General features: G+C 63.7%; 15 protein-coding genes and 2 pseudogenes. 7 read left to right on the top strand and 10 right to left on the bottom strand.

Features of this window, described 5'->3' with window-relative positions; genetic code table 11:
* The first annotated feature begins 6 nt into the window (after positions 1–6).
* Complete coding sequence (locus tag LB532_RS26565) at positions 7–654, top strand: glutathione S-transferase family protein (protein ID WP_140638417.1); 648 nt, start codon at positions 7–9, stop codon at positions 652–654.
* A 61-nt stretch (positions 655–715) separates the two neighbouring features.
* A pseudogene (locus LB532_RS26570) lies at positions 716–955 on the top strand (S-(hydroxymethyl)glutathione dehydrogenase); the annotation flags it as partial.
* A gap of 340 nt (positions 956–1,295) precedes the next feature.
* Here LB532_RS26570 and LB532_RS26575 read toward each other — a convergent pair.
* The 5 genes and pseudogenes from LB532_RS26575 to LB532_RS26595 all read right to left on the bottom strand — a co-directional run.
* Positions 1,296–1,535: pseudogene (locus tag LB532_RS26575) on the bottom strand (S-(hydroxymethyl)glutathione dehydrogenase); the annotation flags it as partial.
* Between the two features lie 61 nt (positions 1,536–1,596).
* Positions 1,597–2,244 (bottom strand): glutathione S-transferase family protein, encoded by a 648-nt coding sequence (locus LB532_RS26580; RefSeq protein ID WP_140638417.1) that lies wholly within the window; start codon positions 2,242–2,244, stop codon positions 1,597–1,599.
* Between the two features lie 9 nt (positions 2,245–2,253).
* The gene (locus LB532_RS26585) at positions 2,254–4,020 is read right to left on the bottom strand and encodes a Rieske 2Fe-2S domain-containing protein (RefSeq protein ID WP_140638416.1); all 1,767 of its coding nucleotides are present in this window, start codon (positions 4,018–4,020) and stop codon (positions 2,254–2,256) included.
* Positions 4,021–4,041: 21 nt separating this feature from the next.
* Positions 4,042–4,932 carry an aromatic ring-hydroxylating oxygenase subunit alpha gene (locus tag LB532_RS26590; protein ID WP_140638415.1) on the bottom strand — a complete coding sequence of 297 codons (891 nt, stop codon included), beginning with the start codon at positions 4,930–4,932 and terminating at the stop codon, positions 4,042–4,044.
* 31 nt (positions 4,933–4,963) lie between these two features.
* On the bottom strand, positions 4,964–5,821 hold the full coding sequence (locus LB532_RS26595) for an aromatic ring-hydroxylating oxygenase subunit alpha (protein WP_140638414.1): 858 nt from the start codon (positions 5,819–5,821) through the stop codon (positions 4,964–4,966).
* Positions 5,822–6,070: 249 nt separating this feature from the next.
* On the opposite strand from LB532_RS26595, the gene LB532_RS26600 reads away from it, so the two are divergent.
* The 5 genes from LB532_RS26600 to LB532_RS26620 all read left to right on the top strand — a co-directional run bounded on the left by LB532_RS26600 (position 6,071) and on the right by LB532_RS26620 (position 11,672).
* On the top strand, positions 6,071–6,904 hold the full coding sequence (locus LB532_RS26600) for a GntR family transcriptional regulator (protein WP_140638413.1): 834 nt from the start codon (positions 6,071–6,073) through the stop codon (positions 6,902–6,904).
* On the top strand, positions 6,901–7,995 hold the full coding sequence (locus LB532_RS26605; RefSeq protein WP_224557464.1) for a BMP family ABC transporter substrate-binding protein: 1,095 nt from the start codon (positions 6,901–6,903) through the stop codon (positions 7,993–7,995). Before LB532_RS26600 ends, LB532_RS26605 begins: the two co-directional genes overlap by 4 nt.
* 99 nt (positions 7,996–8,094) lie before the next feature.
* A complete protein-coding gene (locus tag LB532_RS26610; protein WP_140638411.1) occupies positions 8,095–9,642 on the top strand; it encodes an ABC transporter ATP-binding protein in 1,548 nt (515 codons plus the stop codon).
* Positions 9,626–10,720 carry an ABC transporter permease gene (locus LB532_RS26615; RefSeq protein ID WP_140638410.1) on the top strand — a complete coding sequence of 365 codons (1,095 nt, stop codon included), beginning with the start codon at positions 9,626–9,628 and terminating at the stop codon, positions 10,718–10,720. The genes LB532_RS26610 and LB532_RS26615 overlap by 17 nt, the downstream gene beginning before the upstream one ends.
* A 31-nt stretch (positions 10,721–10,751) precedes the next feature.
* Positions 10,752–11,672 (top strand): ABC transporter permease, encoded by a 921-nt coding sequence (locus LB532_RS26620; RefSeq protein ID WP_140638409.1) that lies wholly within the window; start codon positions 10,752–10,754, stop codon positions 11,670–11,672.
* A 14-nt stretch (positions 11,673–11,686) separates the two neighbouring features.
* On the opposite strand, the gene LB532_RS26625 is transcribed toward LB532_RS26620, so the two are convergent.
* Genes LB532_RS26625 through LB532_RS26645 form a run of 5 tightly spaced genes read right to left on the bottom strand, consistent with a single transcriptional unit; the run spans position 11,687 to position 17,329 of the window.
* Positions 11,687–12,529 carry an SMP-30/gluconolactonase/LRE family protein gene (locus LB532_RS26625; protein WP_140638408.1) on the bottom strand — a complete coding sequence of 281 codons (843 nt, stop codon included), beginning with the start codon at positions 12,527–12,529 and terminating at the stop codon, positions 11,687–11,689.
* Between the two features lie 6 nt (positions 12,530–12,535).
* Positions 12,536–14,305 carry a CoA-transferase gene (locus LB532_RS26630; RefSeq protein WP_140638407.1) on the bottom strand — a complete coding sequence of 590 codons (1,770 nt, stop codon included), beginning with the start codon at positions 14,303–14,305 and terminating at the stop codon, positions 12,536–12,538.
* A 14-nt stretch (positions 14,306–14,319) separates the two neighbouring features.
* Positions 14,320–15,336, bottom strand: coding sequence for a hypothetical protein (locus LB532_RS26635; RefSeq protein ID WP_140638406.1), 1,017 nt, complete (start codon positions 15,334–15,336; stop codon positions 14,320–14,322).
* Positions 15,333–16,121 carry an enoyl-CoA hydratase/isomerase family protein gene (locus LB532_RS26640; protein ID WP_140638405.1) on the bottom strand — a complete coding sequence of 263 codons (789 nt, stop codon included), beginning with the start codon at positions 16,119–16,121 and terminating at the stop codon, positions 15,333–15,335. The genes LB532_RS26635 and LB532_RS26640 overlap by 4 nt, the downstream gene beginning before the upstream one ends.
* 2 nt (positions 16,122–16,123) lie before the next feature.
* The gene (locus tag LB532_RS26645; protein ID WP_140638404.1) at positions 16,124–17,329 is read right to left on the bottom strand and encodes a CaiB/BaiF CoA transferase family protein; all 1,206 of its coding nucleotides are present in this window, start codon (positions 17,327–17,329) and stop codon (positions 16,124–16,126) included.
* Between the last annotated feature and the right edge of the window lie 20 nt (positions 17,330–17,349).

Below are 17,349 nucleotides of genomic sequence, written 5' to 3' on the forward strand. Positions count from 1 at the left end.
CTGCCGATGATCACGCTTTACGACTACGAGCTGTCGGGCAATTGCTACAAATTGCGGCTGCTGATGAGTTTTCTCGGCATCGACTACAAGACCGTGCCGGTCGACTTCTACCCCGGCCGCGAGCACAAGGCGGAATGGTTCCTGAAGCTCAATCCGCTCGGCCAACTGCCGGTCATCGATGATGACGGGCTGATCCTGCGAGACGCCCAGGCGATCATGGTCTACCTCGCGTCGAAATACGATCCGTCGGGCACATGGTATCCCCGGAACAGCCCGGCCCTGCTCGGCGAGATCAGCCAGTGGCTGGCCTTCGCCGACGGCATCACTTCGACGGCGTCGGTCGCCCGCCTGCACGACGCGCTGTTCTACGATTTCGACATCGATGCCGCGCGCGCCGGCGCGCACCGGCTGTTCCGTATCCTCGACGAGCATCTGTGGTTCGGCGAGCAGCAGGGCCGCGGCTGGATCTGCTCGGCCGGTCATCCGACCATCGCCGATATTGCCTGCTTTCCCTACATCATGCTGTCGGAGGAGGGCGGCATTGCGCGCCAGGACTATCCCGCCATCCGGCGCTGGTGCGATCGCGTCAAACGCATCAAAGGCTTTACCGTGATGTCGGGCGTGTTCCCGGCAGGGCCGGCCAAGGCCGCATGATTTCTAGCGCAACGCCGGGCGATCGATCGTCCCGGCAAGCAAGTTTGGAGAGAGAAAACCCGGCGCCGGCCAGGAGATCTCGACCCGGCCCTTCCAGCTGGTTACCGGGCGGACCTGGATGGGCACCGCCTTCGGCGGCGCGCGCGGCCGCACCGACGTGCCCAGGATCGTCGACTGGTACATGGACGGCAAGATCGAGATCGACCCGATGATCACCCACACGCTCAAGCTCGAGGACATCAACAAGGGTTTCGACCTCATGCATGAGGGCAAGTCGATCAGGAGTGTCGTGGTTTATTGAGAAAGCCACACGCCGCCGGCCCGAGGACATCCCACTTGGACCGACAGGAGGTCCTGTCTGCTTGAGTAGGCGGGGCCACAGAAACGCCCGGACTTTTCGCTACCTCCAGCCTCCCGGCCAGGTCGGCGTGTTCCCAAAGTCCGGCGTCGACCGGCGGCGTGACCGAGGTGCACCTCGGTCACGCCGCCGGTCGACGCCGGACTTTGGGAACACGCCGACCTGGCCGGGAGGCTGGAGGTAGCGAAAAGTCCGGGCGTTTCTGTGGCCCCGCCTACTCAAGCAGACAGGACCTCCTGTCGGTCCAAGTGGGATGTCCTCGGGCCGGCGGCGTGTGGCTTTCTCAATAAACCACGACACTCCTGATCGACTTGCCCTCATGCATGAGGTCGAAACCCTTGTTGATGTCCTCGAGCTTGAGCGTGTGGGTGATCATCGGGTCGATCTCGATCTTGCCGTCCATGTACCAGTCGACGATCCTGGGCACGTCGGTGCGGCCGCGCGCGCCGCCGAAGGCGGTGCCCATCCAGGTCCGCCCGGTAACCAGCTGGAAGGGCCGGGTCGAGATCTCCTGGCCGGCGCCGGGTTTTCTCTCTCCAAACTTGCTTGCCGGGACGATCGATCGCCCGGCGTTGCGCTAGAAATCATGCGGCCTTGGCCGGCCCTGCCGGGAACACGCCCGACATCACGGTAAAGCCTTTGATGCGTTTGACGCGATCGCACCAGCGCCGGATGGCGGGATAGTCCTGGCGCGCAATGCCGCCCTCCTCCGACAGCATGATGTAGGGAAAGCAGGCAATATCGGCGATGGTCGGATGACCGGCCGAGCAGATCCAGCCGCGGCCCTGCTGCTCGCCGAACCACAGATGCTCGTCGAGGATACGGAACAGCCGGTGCGCGCCGGCGCGCGCGGCATCGATGTCGAAATCGTAGAACAGCGCGTCGTGCAGGCGGGCGACCGACGCCGTCGAAGTGATGCCGTCGGCGAAGGCCAGCCACTGGCTGATCTCGCCGAGCAGGGCCGGGCTGTTCCGGGGATACCATGTGCCCGACGGATCGTATTTCGACGCGAGGTAGACCATGATCGCCTGGGCGTCTCGCAGGATCAGCCCGTCATCATCGATGACCGGCAGTTGGCCGAGCGGATTGAGCTTCAGGAACCATTCCGCCTTGTGCTCGCGGCCGGGGTAGAAGTCGACCGGCACGGTCTTGTAGTCGATGCCGAGAAAACTCATCAGCAGCCGCAATTTGTAGCAATTGCCCGACAGCTCGTAGTCGTAAAGCGTGATCATCGGCAGCTCCTATATGTCCAGCACGAGGCGTGCCGATTTGGCGCGCGAGACACAGGTCATGATCTTGGTCCCTGCCTTCTTCTCGGCGTCGTTCAGATAGACGTCCTGATGATCCGGCTCGCCCTCGATGACTGCCGCGACGCAGGTACCGCACGCCCCCTGCTCGCAGGATGACGGAACGTCGATGCCGTTCTCGCGCATGACCTGCATGATGGTCTTGCCGGCCGGCACCTGAAGCGTGACGCAGGAGCGCGCCAGGGCCACCTCGAAGCTCGAACTGTCATCGATCTTGTTGGTGTTCTTGAAATATTCGAAATGGATGGCGGCCTCCGGCCAGCCCTGATCGGCCGCGATTTTTCGCGCCGCTTCCAGCATTGGGCCGGGGCCGCAGATGTAGAGGTGCATGCCGTTGCGGTACTGCGAAAGCAGCTCGCGCACCTTCGCGCCCGTCTGCTCCGGCGAGAGGCCGAGATGCGGAACCAGCGAATCCCCCAAACGCTGCAAGCGATCGGCGAAAGCGAGGTGCTCTTCGCCTTGCGCGAAATAGTGAAGCTCGTGCGTCAGCTCCTGGTTCTTCAATGCCTGGGCCATGGCCAACAGCGGGGTGATGCCGATGCCGCCGGCGACGAACAGCGTCTTGATCGCGTCACGGCGTAGCGGGAAATTGTTGCGCGGCTCGGAAATCGCCAGCACGTCGCCCTCGCGGACGGTCTCGTGCATGCATTTCGAACCGCCCTTGGAATCGCGCTCCAGCTTGACGCCGATGACAAAGCTGTCGGTCTCGCCGGGGCCATTGGTGATCGAATACTGCCTGATCTCGCCATTGGGCATGTGGACGTCGATATGGGCGCCAGGCTGGAAGGTGGGCAGCAGTCCCTTGACCGGGCGAAGCTCGAATGCGGCAATACCGTCGGCCGCCTGCCATTTCCTCGCCACGCTGACGCGCAGCGCCGCCTTGCGGCCATGCGCGGTCACCTCGGGCATTTCGGAGAGTTCGGCCGACACCCTTTCATAGACCGGTTCGATCGGCGGGGGCGCCGTGGCGCTTGCCGCCTCGCGCTCGGCTGCGTCGCGCAGCTTCGACAACCGTTCATTGTGGTGGCGCAGGATGGCGATGCGGGCGGCTCCTTCGGCCTCCCGATCGAGCACGCCACGGATCACCGAGCGGTTGGAGTCAACCGGCTGCACGAAGAACACGCCGTGCGTCGCGGCACCGCCATCGCGCGAACGCAGCGCCACGACAAAATCCCGCGCGGCCTCCATGATGGTTTCCGCACCCTCGCCTTCGAGCGCTGCGTTGGGCTGAAAGCGATAGGCCTTCAGCCTTTCCACGACCCTGCCGGCCGGCGCGTTGACCGGAATTCCGCGCAAGGCGAGCAGCTCGCTTCCGGTCAGCGCGGCAAAATCCGGCACCTCGCCGCGAGGCTCCTCGGACGACCAGACAAGACCGTAGCGCTCGACCGCCGGGAAGGTGCGGTTGGTGATGGTGCGGGCCGGCGCGTCGGCCGGATGCGCGGGAATGTAGGTGCAGCCGGCGGTGCGGTTCGAATAACGCCAGCCGTGATACTGGCACTTCAGCTCGCGCCCATCATTGATGCCGATCGACAGCCTGACGCCGCGATGCAGGCAGCGGTTTTCCCAGATGTTGACGTAGCCGTCATCGGCACGCCAGACGGCGAATTCCCGGCCGAGCAATTGACCATGGAAAACGTGGCGGTACGGCAAATCATGGGAAGCGGCGATCGGATGCCACTGGCTTCTGGCTTCTTCCAACATCAATCGTCTCCAAGAATCTCGTCAGGCCGCAACCGGAATGACACCGTAGGTCACGCCCTTCTGGCTGAGCCAGCGCCGGTAGGCGATGGCCGACTTGTCGGCCCGGATGGGTGTTTCGGCACGCGGATCGAGCGGCAGGCGTTTGGGCACCTGGTTTTCCAGGATCGGCTTGTCCTGGCCGAAGATCGTCTGCTGAAAGCGCTTGATCACCTTGTCTTCGTTGTCCTCGTCGAGCACGCAAAGCAACATGTGGGCGCGCACATGCTCCTGGTCGACCGGCTGCAGGAAGATGGCGATGACATCGCGCCGTGCCTCATCGACCGGGCTCGATTTATAAAGCACGGAGCAATAGGGGTGCGGCACGCGATAGACGTAATCCACGTCTGCGCCGCCATCGGAAGCGGTCGAAGCCATCGGCTGGAAGAAGCGGCAGCGCGTGGCCAGGATCTCGTCACGATCTACCGAGATCTCGACGTCGTATTCCTTGACCTCGGTGTGCGGCTCGACACCCAATATGTCGGTATGGACATAGGGGAAGTGACCCATGTCGAGAAAGTTCTCGATGGCGCGCGGTGCCGAGACGTTGACGCCAAACGTGGCCGCGTTGAGCTTGCGGCGGTCCGGCTCTTCATATTCCGGGATCGGAAACAGCTCGGCCGGTGGCGAGCCGAGCGAAGTCCAGACATAGCCGTAGGCGCTTCTTGCCGGCAGCCTGTCGGCGCCTGGAATACGATCCACCCTTTCTACATCGGGACGTGAGCGCCAGACGACGGGCTCACCATCCATATCGACCGCAAAACTGAGGCGCTCCTCGAGCAGAACGGTGTCCTGGACACCGCCGGGAACGGTCTCGGCGATCGCGCCTACGGGATGCCAGAGATTGAGGATCACGGGATCCGAGCATTTTGTCATCGTTTTATCCTCTGGATGTCCTCAGACGTCATCAGGCTTGTGCCGGTATCGCGCCATAGGTGACGGCCCGATCACGCAACCAGCGCCGGTAGGAAACCGACACGGCATCGGCACGGATCGGGGTCTCGGCACGCGGATCGAGCGGCAGGCGCTTGGGTACCTGGTTCTCCAGGATCGGTTTGTCCTGGGCGAAGATCAATTGCATAAAGCTGCGCACCGTTGCCGCCTCCATGCCTTCCTTGAGATAGCAGAGGTAAGGATGCGCGATGCAGTTTTCCTCGTCCACCGGCTGCACGAACAGGGTAATGACGTCGAGCCGGTCCTTCTGGATCGGGTTGCTCTTGTAGAGAGCTGCCGTGTAGGGCCGGATCACCTTGTAGATGTAGTCGACGACAAAGCCTTGCTTGGCGGTCGGCGAAGCCACCGGCTGATAGAATTTGCACTCGGTCGCCAGCAGTTCGTCCTGCGCTGTGATCTCAACCTTGTAGGGCGCGACCTCGGTATGCGGCTCCTCGCCGAGCCAGCCGGTATGAATGAAGGGAAAATGCCCCATGTCGAGAAAGTTCTCGACCGCGCGGAGGCCCGACACCTTGACCGCGATCGAACCGCCGCTGACAAGATGCCGGTCTGCCTCATTGGCCTCGGGGATATAGATGATGTCGCGCGAGGGCTTGTCCAGACAGGTCCAGATGAAGCCATAACGCTGGGCGCTTTTCAGCGTGGCGCCCGTGTCGCCGCGAACGACTTCGATCTTGTTTGAACATTTGTGGACGGAGAGATCGACTCCAAGCAGGCATGTGGCAAACGGCGTATCCTGGCTTAGCGATTCCTGATCCGCGACGATGTGCCAATCATTCAGAAGCTCGCGGTCAACGCAATGGGGAGCCATCGGCTTCCCTCCCAGCTCGGCTAGCCCTTCACCATGAACCTAGCCCGACGTTTCGAGATGACGAAACCACAAGATTGGATACCAATCAACATTTTTTTGTCGTCCAAAATCCCTTTTTGTGTTGACAGATTATGATGATTGAATTCCGATATGGGAAAGCTGAACTTGGGATATGTCGTGTCCTGACGGGGCATGTCGCCATCACGAAAGCCTGCTGATCATGTCGTCGAAATGGCGGAGAACCATGCCTTGAGCAGCCGTTCCCAGACCATCGCGGATACGCTGACCCGCGCCATCATCGACCATCGCCTCGTGCCCGGCTGCAAGCTCGGCGAACGCGAACTCTCCGAAATATTCAACGTGAGCCGCATTGTGGTGCGCCAGGCCCTGATCCGGCTCGCCGATGACGGGCTGGCCCAGATCGAACGCAACCGCGGTGCCTTCGTCGCCAAGCCGAGCATGCAGGAGGCGATGGAGATCTACGACGCGTTGACGCTCGTCGAACAGGGCGTCGCAGCACAGCTCAGCGATCGCCTCGGGCCGGCCGGCTGGGCCGAGCTGCGCCAGCATGTCGAGCGCCAGCGCCAGGCTGTTGCCGCCGGCAACGATGCGCTGGCCGACGTGCTTGGCCAAGAGTTCCATACCGTGTTCGTACGCCTCAGCCGCAACAAGGTCATGCAGGAAATCCACGCGCAGCTGGTGCGCCGCACGACGCTGCTGCGCTCCCTCATTTCGGCCGATTTCGACTATTGCAATCTGCTGGACGACCACTCGCGGGTCGTCGACCTGCTGGAGAAGGGCCGGCTGAAACCGGCCATGGACCTGATCGACACCCACCACCGCGCGGTGGTGCGCGGCTACATCATGGATCGCGCAGTGTTTCCAGAGATGACGCCTGCCGAAGCGCTGGCGCCCTATCTGGACGGCAAGGCCGACGGCGAGACTGTGCCGCTGCGAAGGTTGTCTAATGCATCCGGCGACGGCGACACGGCAACGCATCTTCACCTCCATCTCCCCAGAACAGACCGGGCACCGACAAGCCGGGCATCGACAAAAAAGACCAACAGAGGGCTGCCATCATGAACAATCTGACGAGACGCGAATTCCTGAAATACAGCGGCGCGGCCGGAGCCGCGTTGGGCGCGGGAGGGCTAAGCGCCAGCGCACAGGCGCAGGAGGTGCTAAAGATCGGTGCCGTCTACGTCTCGCCGGTCGCCGAGATCGGCTGGACCAAGCAGCACAGCCTCGGCGTCGAGGCCATCAAGGCCGAATTCGGCGACAAGGTCGAGCTCACCGTCATCGACAACATCTTCATGCCGCAGGACGCCGAGCGTGTCTTCCGCGAATTGGCCAGCGCCGGTAACAGGCTGATCTTCGGCACAAGCTTTTCGCATGGAACGCCGATGCAGAAGGTGGCGCCGCGCTTTCCCAAGGTGGCGTTCGAACACTGCTCGGGCATCGTCCACCTCGCCAATCTGGGAACCTTCGAGGCCAAATATTACGAAGGCACCTTCGTTGCCGGCGCGGCGGGCGGCTACATGTCCAAGTCGGGCAAGATCGGTTTCATCGGCGGCTTTCCGATCCCCGACATCGTCGGTCCGGCAAATGCACTGCTGCTTGGCGCGCAGAGCGTCAACCCAAATGCGACCTGCAACACCATCTTCCTGAATTCCTGGTTCGACCCGGGCAAGGAGAAGGAGGCGGCCAAGACGCTGATCTCGCAAGGCTGCGACGTGGTCTGCTCGATGACGGACACCGCGACCGGCGTGCAGGTCGCCGGCGAAGGCGGCGCCTGGTCGATCGGCTATGCCAGCGACATGTCGAAATTCGCCTCGGGCAAGCAGCTGACCTCTTTCGTTCTCGATTGGACCAGCGACTATGTCGGCGCAGCCAAGGCCGTGGCCGCCGGTACCTGGAAGCCGGAAGTACGCTGGGACGGATTGGCGGCCGGCGTGGTGAAAATGGCCCCCTACAATGAGGGTATCCCCGCCGATGCGCGCGCCAAGCTCAAGCAGCTCGAGGCCGACATCGGCAGCGGCAAGCTTCATCCCTACGCCGGGGAGCTGAAGGATCAGGACGGCAACGTCAAGGTTGCCGCTGGTTCGGTTCTGGCCGATGGCGACATTCGCGGCATGAACTGGTTCGTGAAGGGGATGATCGGCAGGCTGAGCTGATCGCCGTAAAAGTGCCGGGAGACGCCCAAGTCCATATCTTCGGCTTCTCCTTGCCTGGTTCCCGTCCAACCTCGCTTCACGCCACGGCAGGACCCCGCCATGCATCCGCGACTAGAACTGCGCAACATCTGCAAGCGTTATCCCGGCGTCGTCGCCAATGACGATGTGTCGCTCTCGATTCAAGCCGGCGAGATCCATGCCGTGCTGGGCGAAAACGGCGCCGGCAAATCCACTCTGATGAAGATCATCTATGGGGCGACGCAAGCCGATTCCGGCGAGATCTTTTGCGATGGCAATCCGATCGCCACGCACACCCCGGCGATGTCGCGCGCGCTCGGCATCGAAATGGTCTACCAGCATTTCGCGCTGTTCGAATCCGTTTCGGTGGTCGAGAACATAGCGCTCTCGGCCAGCAGCGCGTACGACCTGCCCTTGCTCGCCGACAAGATCCGCGATCTGTCACGCCGCTACGGCATGCCCATCGACCCGCATCGCCAGGTGCACGACCTGTCGGTCGGCGAGCGCCAGCGCGTCGAGATCGTGCGCTGCCTGCTACAGTCGCCGAAACTGCTGATCCTCGACGAGCCGACCTCGGTGCTGACGCCCCAGGCGGTGGTGAAGCTGTTCGAGACGCTCCGCCAACTTGCCGCCGAGGGCTGCAGCATCGTCTATATCAGCCACAAGCTCGACGAGGTCCAGGATCTCTGCGACACCGCCACTGTGCTGCGCAACGGCAAGGTCACCGGTACCGCGCGTCCGAAGGAGACGACATCGCTGGAGCTTGCCCGCATGATGGTGGGTTCGAAGCTGCCTGAAATGCATGTCGGGCCGCCGACGCCAAGCGACAGACCGGTGCTCGAGGTCAACAGGCTTACGGTGACGGCCCGGGATCATTTCGGCGTCGACCTGAAGGACGTTTCCTTCAAGGTGCATGGCGGCGAGATCGTCGGCCTGGCCGGGGTTTCCGGCAACGGCCAGGCCGAGCTGATCGCCTTGCTCAGCGGCGAGCGCACGCATGAGCGCAGCGACGCCATCCGGATTTGCGGAACCGGCGCAGCCCGCCTTCGCCCGCACGAGCGCCGCAAGCTCGGCGTTGCCTTCGTTCCCGAAGAGCGGCTCGGGCGCGGCGCCGTGCCCTCGCACACGCTGTGGGAGAATGCGGTGCTGACCGCGCACCGTTTCGGCACGGTGCGCAATGGGCTGGTCGACCGGCGCCGGGCCAAGGCGTTCGCCGCCGGCATAATCGATAGGTTCAAGGTCAAGGCCAACGGGGCGCAGGCGATCGCGCAAAGCCTGTCCGGCGGTAATCTGCAGAAATTCATCGTGGGGCGTGAAATCGCGCTCCAGCCGAAGCTCCTCCTGGTGTCTCAGCCGACTTGGGGGGTCGATGTCGGCGCGAGCGCCTTCATCCGGCAGACCATCGTCGATCTCAGCCGCGCCGGCGCGGCGGTGCTCGTCGTCTCCGAGGAACTCGACGAGCTGTTCGAGATCTGCGACCGGCTGCTGGTCATCTGCCAAGGGAAGGTTTCCCCGCCGCTGGAGCGCAAGACGACCGATCGCGAGGAGATCGGACTTCTGATGACGGGCGGCGGCATGAGCGACGGCGCATCGGCAAATGGGGGTGGCAACAATGCGCTTCAGGATTGAACAAAGGCCGGAGCCCTCCTCGCTGATGCGCGTCGCCGCGCCGGCACTGGCGACCCTGTTGACCGTTGTCGTCGGATCGATTTTTTTCGCCTCCCTCGGACATGATCCGCTGGCGACCCTCCATGCCTTCTTCATCGAGCCGCTCTCTTCCATGAACGGCCTGTCCGAATGGCTGCTCAAGGCCTCGCCGCTGATCCTTATCGCTTGCGGGCTGGCGGTCGGCTTCCGCGCCAATGTCTGGAATATCGGCGCCGAGGGCCAGTTCACCATGGGGGCAATCGCGGCCAGCGGCGTGGGGCTTTTCTGGCCGAACCCCGAAAGCGTGCTGCTGTTGCCGCTGATGTTCATTGCCGGCATGGGCGCCGGCATGGCCTGGGCGGCAATCCCCGCCTTTCTGCGCGCCCGCATGAACACCAACGAGATCCTGGTCACGCTGATGATGACCTATATCGCGACGCTGTTCCTGTCCTATCTCGTGCACGGACCGTGGCGAGATCCGGCCGGCTTCAACTATCCGCAGACGGCGCTTCTGCCGACGGCGGCCCTGTTCGAGTCTTTTGACCCCGCCTATCGGCTCAACCCGTCGATCTTCATCACGGTCGTCGCCGTGCTCCTGATGTGGCTGTTCACCGACCGCAGCTTCCTCGGCTACAAGATGTCGGTGAGTGGGGCTGCGCCGCTTGCCGCCCGCTATGCCGGCTTTCGCGAATCGGCTGCGGTCTGGATCGGACTGCTGGCGGGAGGTGCCGCGGCCGGCATCGCCGGCATGGCGGAAGCCGCCGGGCCGCTCGGGCAGCTCTCGCCTCAGATTTCGCCAGGCTACGGCTTCGCGGCCATCATCGTTGCCTTCGTCGGACGGCTGAACGCCTTTGGCATCGTGCTTGGCGGGCTGTTGATGTCGCTGCTTTTCCTCGGCGGCGAAGGTGTGCAGATGACGCTCGGCCTGCCTTCGGCCCTGACGCGGATCTTCCAGGGCATCCTGCTGTTCTTCCTGCTCGCCACCGATTTCTTCATCTTCTATCGCGTTCGCCTGGTGCGACCCGTCCGGGACACGCATGCGCTGGAGACGGCACGATGAGCGGATTTCCGATCGTGCGGGAGACAGCCTGATGGACCTGTTCATCGCCATCTTCACCGGCACCGTCATTGCCGCCACACCGCTGATCTTCGCCGCGCTCGGCGAACTCGTGGTGGAGAAGTCGGGTGTCCTCAATCTCGGCATCGAAGGCATGATGCTGATGGGCGCCGCATTGGCATTCTGGGCCGTCACCGCAGGCTATCCGATGCCTGTCGCGATCCTGGCCGGCGCGTTGGCGGGTGCCGCCGCCTCGCTGCTGTTCGGCGTTCTGGCGCTGACCTTCCTGACCAACCAGTATGCAGCCGGCCTGGCGCTGGCGATCTTCGGTTCGGGCGTCTCGGCCTTCCTGGGGCGCGGCTTCGGCAGCGAGCCGATCGAGGCATTGCGCCGCCTCGACATCCCCGTTCTGTCCGACCTGCCGCTGATCGGTCCGCTACTGTTCCGCTTCGATCCAATGGTCTATCTGGCCCTGCTGATGTTCGTCGCCATCAGCTGGTTTCTCTACCGGACCAAGGCTGGCCTGGTGTTGCGCACGATCGGCGAGTCGCCGCAGACGTCGCATGCGATCGGCTACCCCGTGATCAGGATCCGCTACATGGCCGTGCTGTTCGGTGGGTTGATGGCAGGCCTGGCAGGCGCCTATTTGTCGGTCGCCTATACGCCGCTCTGGGTCGAGAACATGACTGCCGGCAAGGGCTGGATCGCGCTTGCGCTGGTGGTCTTCGCCACCTGGCGGCCGCTGCGCATCCTGCTTGGCGCGTGGCTGTTCGGCGGGATGACGATCCTTCAGCTGCAAGGTCAGGCGTTGGGGCTGGACATGCCGTCCGAACTGTTGTCGGCGCTGCCGTATCTCGCGACCATCATCGTGCTGGTGCTGATCTCACGAAACCGCCAGATGCTGGCCCTGCACTTCCCGGCCTCGCTGGCAAAACCCTTCCGCCCGGCCAGTTGACCTTCTGGGAAATGCTACTTCTCTTGCAGGAGAAGGCTCAAGTCGATCTCGGTAATATGCCAGCGACCCAGATTGGCGGTATAGAGCTTGTCGCCCTTGAAGGCGATGTTGGTGGGGTGCGCCAGCGTGGTTGCCGCCGGATCCTCGATCAGCACTTCGAGACCCTTGTCCTTTTGCCAGCGATAAATACGGCTGGGCTCATAACATGAGATGAACAATGAGCCGTCAGGCGCAAAGGCCACTCCGTCCGGAACATTGTGCACGCCCTCGACGACGATCTCACGAGCCCCCGCCGATCCGTCAGCAAGGATCGGCACATAGCTGATGCAGGGTGCGTCGCTCTCCACGACATTGAGGCCGTTGCCGTCCGGCGCCATCGCCATGCCGTTGGCGAACGACATCGCCTCCCGGCACCACGGGCCGCCCTCGCCCGTCTTGAGATCGTAGCGGAAGATGCCCGAGCGATTGTCCTGGCCAACGCTGTCCGAAACGAAGAGCCAGCCCCTCGCCTCGTCGACGATCGGATAGTTCGGCACGCGAATGCCGGCCGACGCGAAGTGCTCCATGCGCGCTGTCGCGGCATCCCAGCGGAAAATCGCGGCATGCCTGAGATCGCAGGCGAAGCAGTTTCCCGCGCTGTCGAAAGCGATGCCGAGCAGAAAACCGTCGGTGCCGCCCATGCGCTCGACCGAGCCGCCATCGGCGGCCAGCCGCAGCAGGTCGCCGGTTTCGGTGCCACACCAGATCGAGCCATCGCGGTGAACGGCCACGCCCTCCGGATGCGCGACGCGCGGGCTGGTGAAGATACCATCGAAGAAAACGCGCGCGGCTGATATGTCGAGCAACGGTTTTGCCATGGGGTCTCAGCTTTCGACAAGCGCCGTCTGCGCGGCGATGCAGCGTTCGACCATCGCGCGGTCGGCTTCAAGAATCTCGGCGATCAGCGCGCCGCGCTCCTTGGCGCTGACGAACTCCAGACGGCGCAGACCGAGCGGGTCGATGCGGGTTCGCAAGGTGGCGAGCGTGTCGTCGGAAGGCAGTGGAACCTCGCGGCAGTCGGGATCGAACGACACCGCAAATCCGGTGGCGTCACGGATCTGCTGCTGCGTGACGCTCGGCATGGTTTCGACAACGATCAATTCCCTCGAAGTCTGATCGAGCCGGAAGACACAGAGATCAGTGAAGACCAGCGCTCTGCCGGTGCGATAGCCCATCGGCGCGCGCTCGGCCGGAGTCAGCAGCCCGCGAGCCGAGCTGACGATTTCGACCTCATTTACCAGCGACTGGATCGAGTGGCGGGGGATGTAGAGCAGGTAATCGCGGTGCATGTTGGCAACATCGGCCATGCCGCCTTGCCCCGGCAACCGGATGAGGCCGCCGCTTGGTTTGCGCAGTGCGATCGTGTTGACGCGGCCGCGCCGGTCGACCTGTGCCGCGCCGACGATCTCGTGCGTCACCGCGCCGGCCTGGTAGTAGGTCGAGTAGGTGTCGTCGCCGCCGGCATGCGCCACCGCCGTTTCGCAATCAAGGCTTTCGATCAGCGACAGGACCATCGGGCTCGGCGCGATGTCGAGATGGCCGCAGCTCATCGTCGCGATGATCATGTCCGGCGCGTGCGTCGCCTTGGCCAGGCGGTATGCGACATTGGCCAGCGGCGAGACTGCACCCGCGCTGGCGAAGCTCTCATTGTCAAGTTCGGCAGCGATGCGGGCGGCGATGATCTCGTCGACGGACGCTTTCTTTTCGGCGTGCGCTAGCGCGGGCATGGCGAGCACTGCCGCAGCGCGTACCTTCGCGGCGCTTTGCAACGGCTTCGGCACGCCCTCGGAAGGCGGTCGCAGATTGTCCGCCAAGGACGTTTCCCGGTCGGCGAACGCCTCCCACAATCGCTGATAATCGGTGACGTAAAACGGCAGGCAGGAGGCCGGATAAGCGCCGCCCGGCGCCAGGGCAATGGCCGAAACCTGATTGCGGGTCAGCACGCTCTGGCGGCCGTCCTGGCGCAGCGTCCCGACCGGAACGATTTCCTCGACCGTGACCAGCACCTGGCGCGCCGCACCCGCCATGGCGAAGTCCAGCGCGCGGGGCCCGATGATCTGCACATTGCCGCTTTCATCCGCGCGCTGGGCATGGACGACGAATGTGTCGAGCCGCAGCGGCGGAATGAATCCGTTTTCGGCTCCGGCAATCGGATCAGGTCTGGCGCTCGCACCCGGCACGCGCGCTAGCATGTCCGATCCCTGCGGAAGCTGGAACGACATCGAGGGCAAGTTCTGTTGCGCCGCCCGCAGCGCCTGGATCATGGCCAGCGCCGTCCAATCGCGAACCGGTATCGCGCCGCTCTCGGCGGCTGCGCGAAATTTTGGCGGCAGGCCGAAAATGTCGAGGCTGGAGAAACAGAGATCGATTTCAGCCACGGCATGCGCTTCGAGCAGCAGTTCGAGCGGTAAGCCGCCGGCCCAGCAGATGTAACGCAGATCCTTGACGCCCGACCGGGCTATCGCCCGCAGCAATGCGATCGGCAGCCGGGCGAAATGATGGCCGCCGACGCCAACCGATTCGCCACGGCCGACCATCGCTGCCAGTCCCTCGACATCCGTGAAGCGCGGCCGGTTCGGCTTGACCAGAGACATTGCGGTACGGTTCGTCACAGCGCGGATGCCTCGATGCGATAGCGGGTGACGAACGGCTTTTCCGGCGAGAATTCGAGTGCGGTCGCAATGCCGGATTGTGCGATCGGATTGTCGGCCAACGCCATCGCCGGGCCGAGCCCGAAGGGCGAGCAGATCGGCTCGATGCCGATGGCGACATGACGGCCACTCCAGGGCGCGGCCTTGCGGCCGCGATTGGAGTACCAGAGCAGAAGGCTTGGGAAATGCTCCTTCTGCCAGGAGAGGTCCACCCGATAGCCGTCCTCGTGATTGAGGAGCGCCGCCAAACCGTCAGTGCCCTCGATCTGCAGCAGCTCCTCCGTTGCGGCAGCCAAGGGAAGCCGCGAGGCATCGACCGCTTTGCCTGTGCGCGACGGCACGGCTGTCAGTTCAAGGAACGTCTTGTTCCGGGCAAATAGCGCAGCACCTGGTTCGACATCGTGCGGATAGGTGCGGCCCTCGTCGAAGCCACCGAATTGCAACGTGGCTGCGCCCGTCTCGAACGGCAGCCGGAACACCGGATGCAGGCCGATCGGCAGGCGGCAGACACGGCGAACGACGATCTTCAACACGATGTCGATGGCGGGCGCCAACGGGTCGGGCCGCACGGTCCGTTCAACATGCTCGACCGGACTTCCCTCGGGATAGGTAAGCGTCAGCGACAATGATCCGCGACTACTGGGACGCCATGTCCACTCATGATTGGAGCTATGGCCATGGACTTCTTCGCCTGGTTCCGGCGGACCCATCGCCCGCGCCCAGTCCTCGGGCCATCCCTCGGCAGGCACCGAATAGCCGAACGGCACGCAGGGCCATTCGCCGCGAAGCTTGCGCAGGATGCCTGGCAGCGCTTGTGCCTGCGGTTCGTTCGACCACGGCGCAATGTGCATCGGCGAGATCTGCCGACCGTCCTCAAGAATGAACGTAACCGGCGCCAGCATCGCGCCAAGCCGCTGGACAGTCAGCGCGCCATGCGCCCAGCCCAATCCGCGATAGTCATCGCCCGCGTTCACGGCCCGCCCTTCTTTGCCTTTGTCGTGCTCCGCTCGGCAAACTCCCTGACGCGCTGCTGGCCGATCTCGCTGCGATAGAGCTCACCCAATATGTCGCGTTCCATGGTGAGCCCATCGGCCAGATCACCGGACACGGCATGCGCCGTCAGAGTCTTCAGTCCCTCGATTGCGGCAGCGGGCTCGGCGGCGATCATTTCGGCCAGTTCCAGCGCGCGCGGCATCAGCCGGTCGACCTCGACGATCTCGTTGACCAGACCGGCAGCGACGAATTGCGAGGCCGGGACGATGGCGCCGGTCATCAGCAGGAAATTGGCGCGGTTGCGGCCGAGCTTGGCGACGCTGCGTTGCGTGCCGCCGCCGCCGGGGACCAGCCCGAGCTTGATCTCCGGCAGGCCGAGCTTGGCGAATTGGTTGGCGATCACGAGGTCGCAGCACAGCACCAGCTCCATGCCGCCGCCCAGCGCGAAGCCGTTGACCGCCGCGATCACCGGTTTGCGGTTGTTCTCGATGGCCGCGTACATGCGCATGCCGGCAGCCTGGAAAATATCGAATTCCGGTCCGGTCTGGGCGGCGTATTCCTTGATGTCGGCGCCGGCCATGAAGCCGCGCCCTTCCCCTGTCACCACGATCGCCCCGATGCTTGCATCGCCGGATAGCGACTCGAAGGTTTCGGTGATCTCGCCTTGCATCAGCCGGTTCATGGCGTTGAGCTGATCGGCGCGGCGGAAGGTGACGATCGCGACGCGGCCCGCGGTTTCGACCGTGAGTGTCTGGCAGGCGCGCATCGTCAGGCGGCGTCCACGGTCATGTCACCGGACGCCTCCAATGCGGCGATCTCGTCCCTGGAGAGGCCGAACTCGGCCAGGATCTCGCGGCCGTGCTGGCCGACCAGCGGCGCCGGCCGTTCTATGGTCGCGGGCGTCTCGCTCATTTTCACCGCCGGGGCGACCACCCGCACCGTACCGCCGCGCGGATGGTCATAGCTGGTGATCATGCCCATGTGCTTGACCTGCGGGTCCTCAGCGGCGCGGCGGATATCCTTCACCTCGGCGCACCAGATGTCGGCCGCCAGCAGCCGCGCCAACAAATCCTGCGTGGCGAATTTCCTGGTCTCGGCATTCACCTTCTCAAAGACTTCATCGCGCTTGTCGAACAAAGTCTTGAGGTCGTCGTAGACGGCAAGCTGCGGGGCCTCCAGCACCCCATACAGGGTTTTGAATGGGCTCATGGCGATCGACACGTAGCCGCCGTCGCTGGTCTCGTAGATGCCGAACGGCGCCTGCATGCCGGGATGGCCGATCCCGGAATTCGGCCGCACGAAGTCCTCACCGAGGTTGAGCACCGCGACATATTCCTGGTTGAGATGCGCCAAGAGGCCTGCCAGCAGGTTGACCTCGATCTTCTGGCCCTTGCCGGTCTTCTCGCGATAATAGAGCGCCGACAGGATGCCGTAGACCATGTTCATGGCGCCGATCTGGTCGGCGAGGCCGGCGCCGGCGGGAACCGGGGCCTGGTCGCCGCGGCCGGTGTTGGCGATCAGCCCTGCGAGCCCCTGGATCAGCATGTCCTGGCCGGGGCGCTCGACATAGGGTCCTTCCTCGCCGTAGCCCGAACCTGAGCAATAGATGATGCGCGGATTGATGGCCTTGAAATCCTCATAGCCGTAGCCGAGCTTGGCCAGCACGCCGGGGCGGAAATTCTGCACCACCACGTCGGCGCTTTTCGCCATCTCCATGATGATAGCATGCACCTTGCGGCTCTTCAGGTTGAGCGCGATCGAACGCTTGTTGCGGTTCCAGGCGAGGAAGTTCGGGCTCTCCGAACCGCCGACCCATTTGGCGAAAAAGGTCATGCCACGGAACATGTCGCCGGCGCCGGCGCGCTCGATCTTGACGACATCGGCGCCCATGTCGCCGAGCAGCTGGGTAGCGAACGGCCCCTGCAGCAGATGGCTGAAATCGAGGATGCGGACGCCTTCGAGGGCCTTGTTCATGTCATGTCTCGTTTCAAAAT

It is taken from the genome of Mesorhizobium sp. ESP-6-2 (assembly GCF_020164675.1).
Classification (GTDB): domain Bacteria; phylum Pseudomonadota; class Alphaproteobacteria; order Rhizobiales; family Rhizobiaceae; genus Mesorhizobium.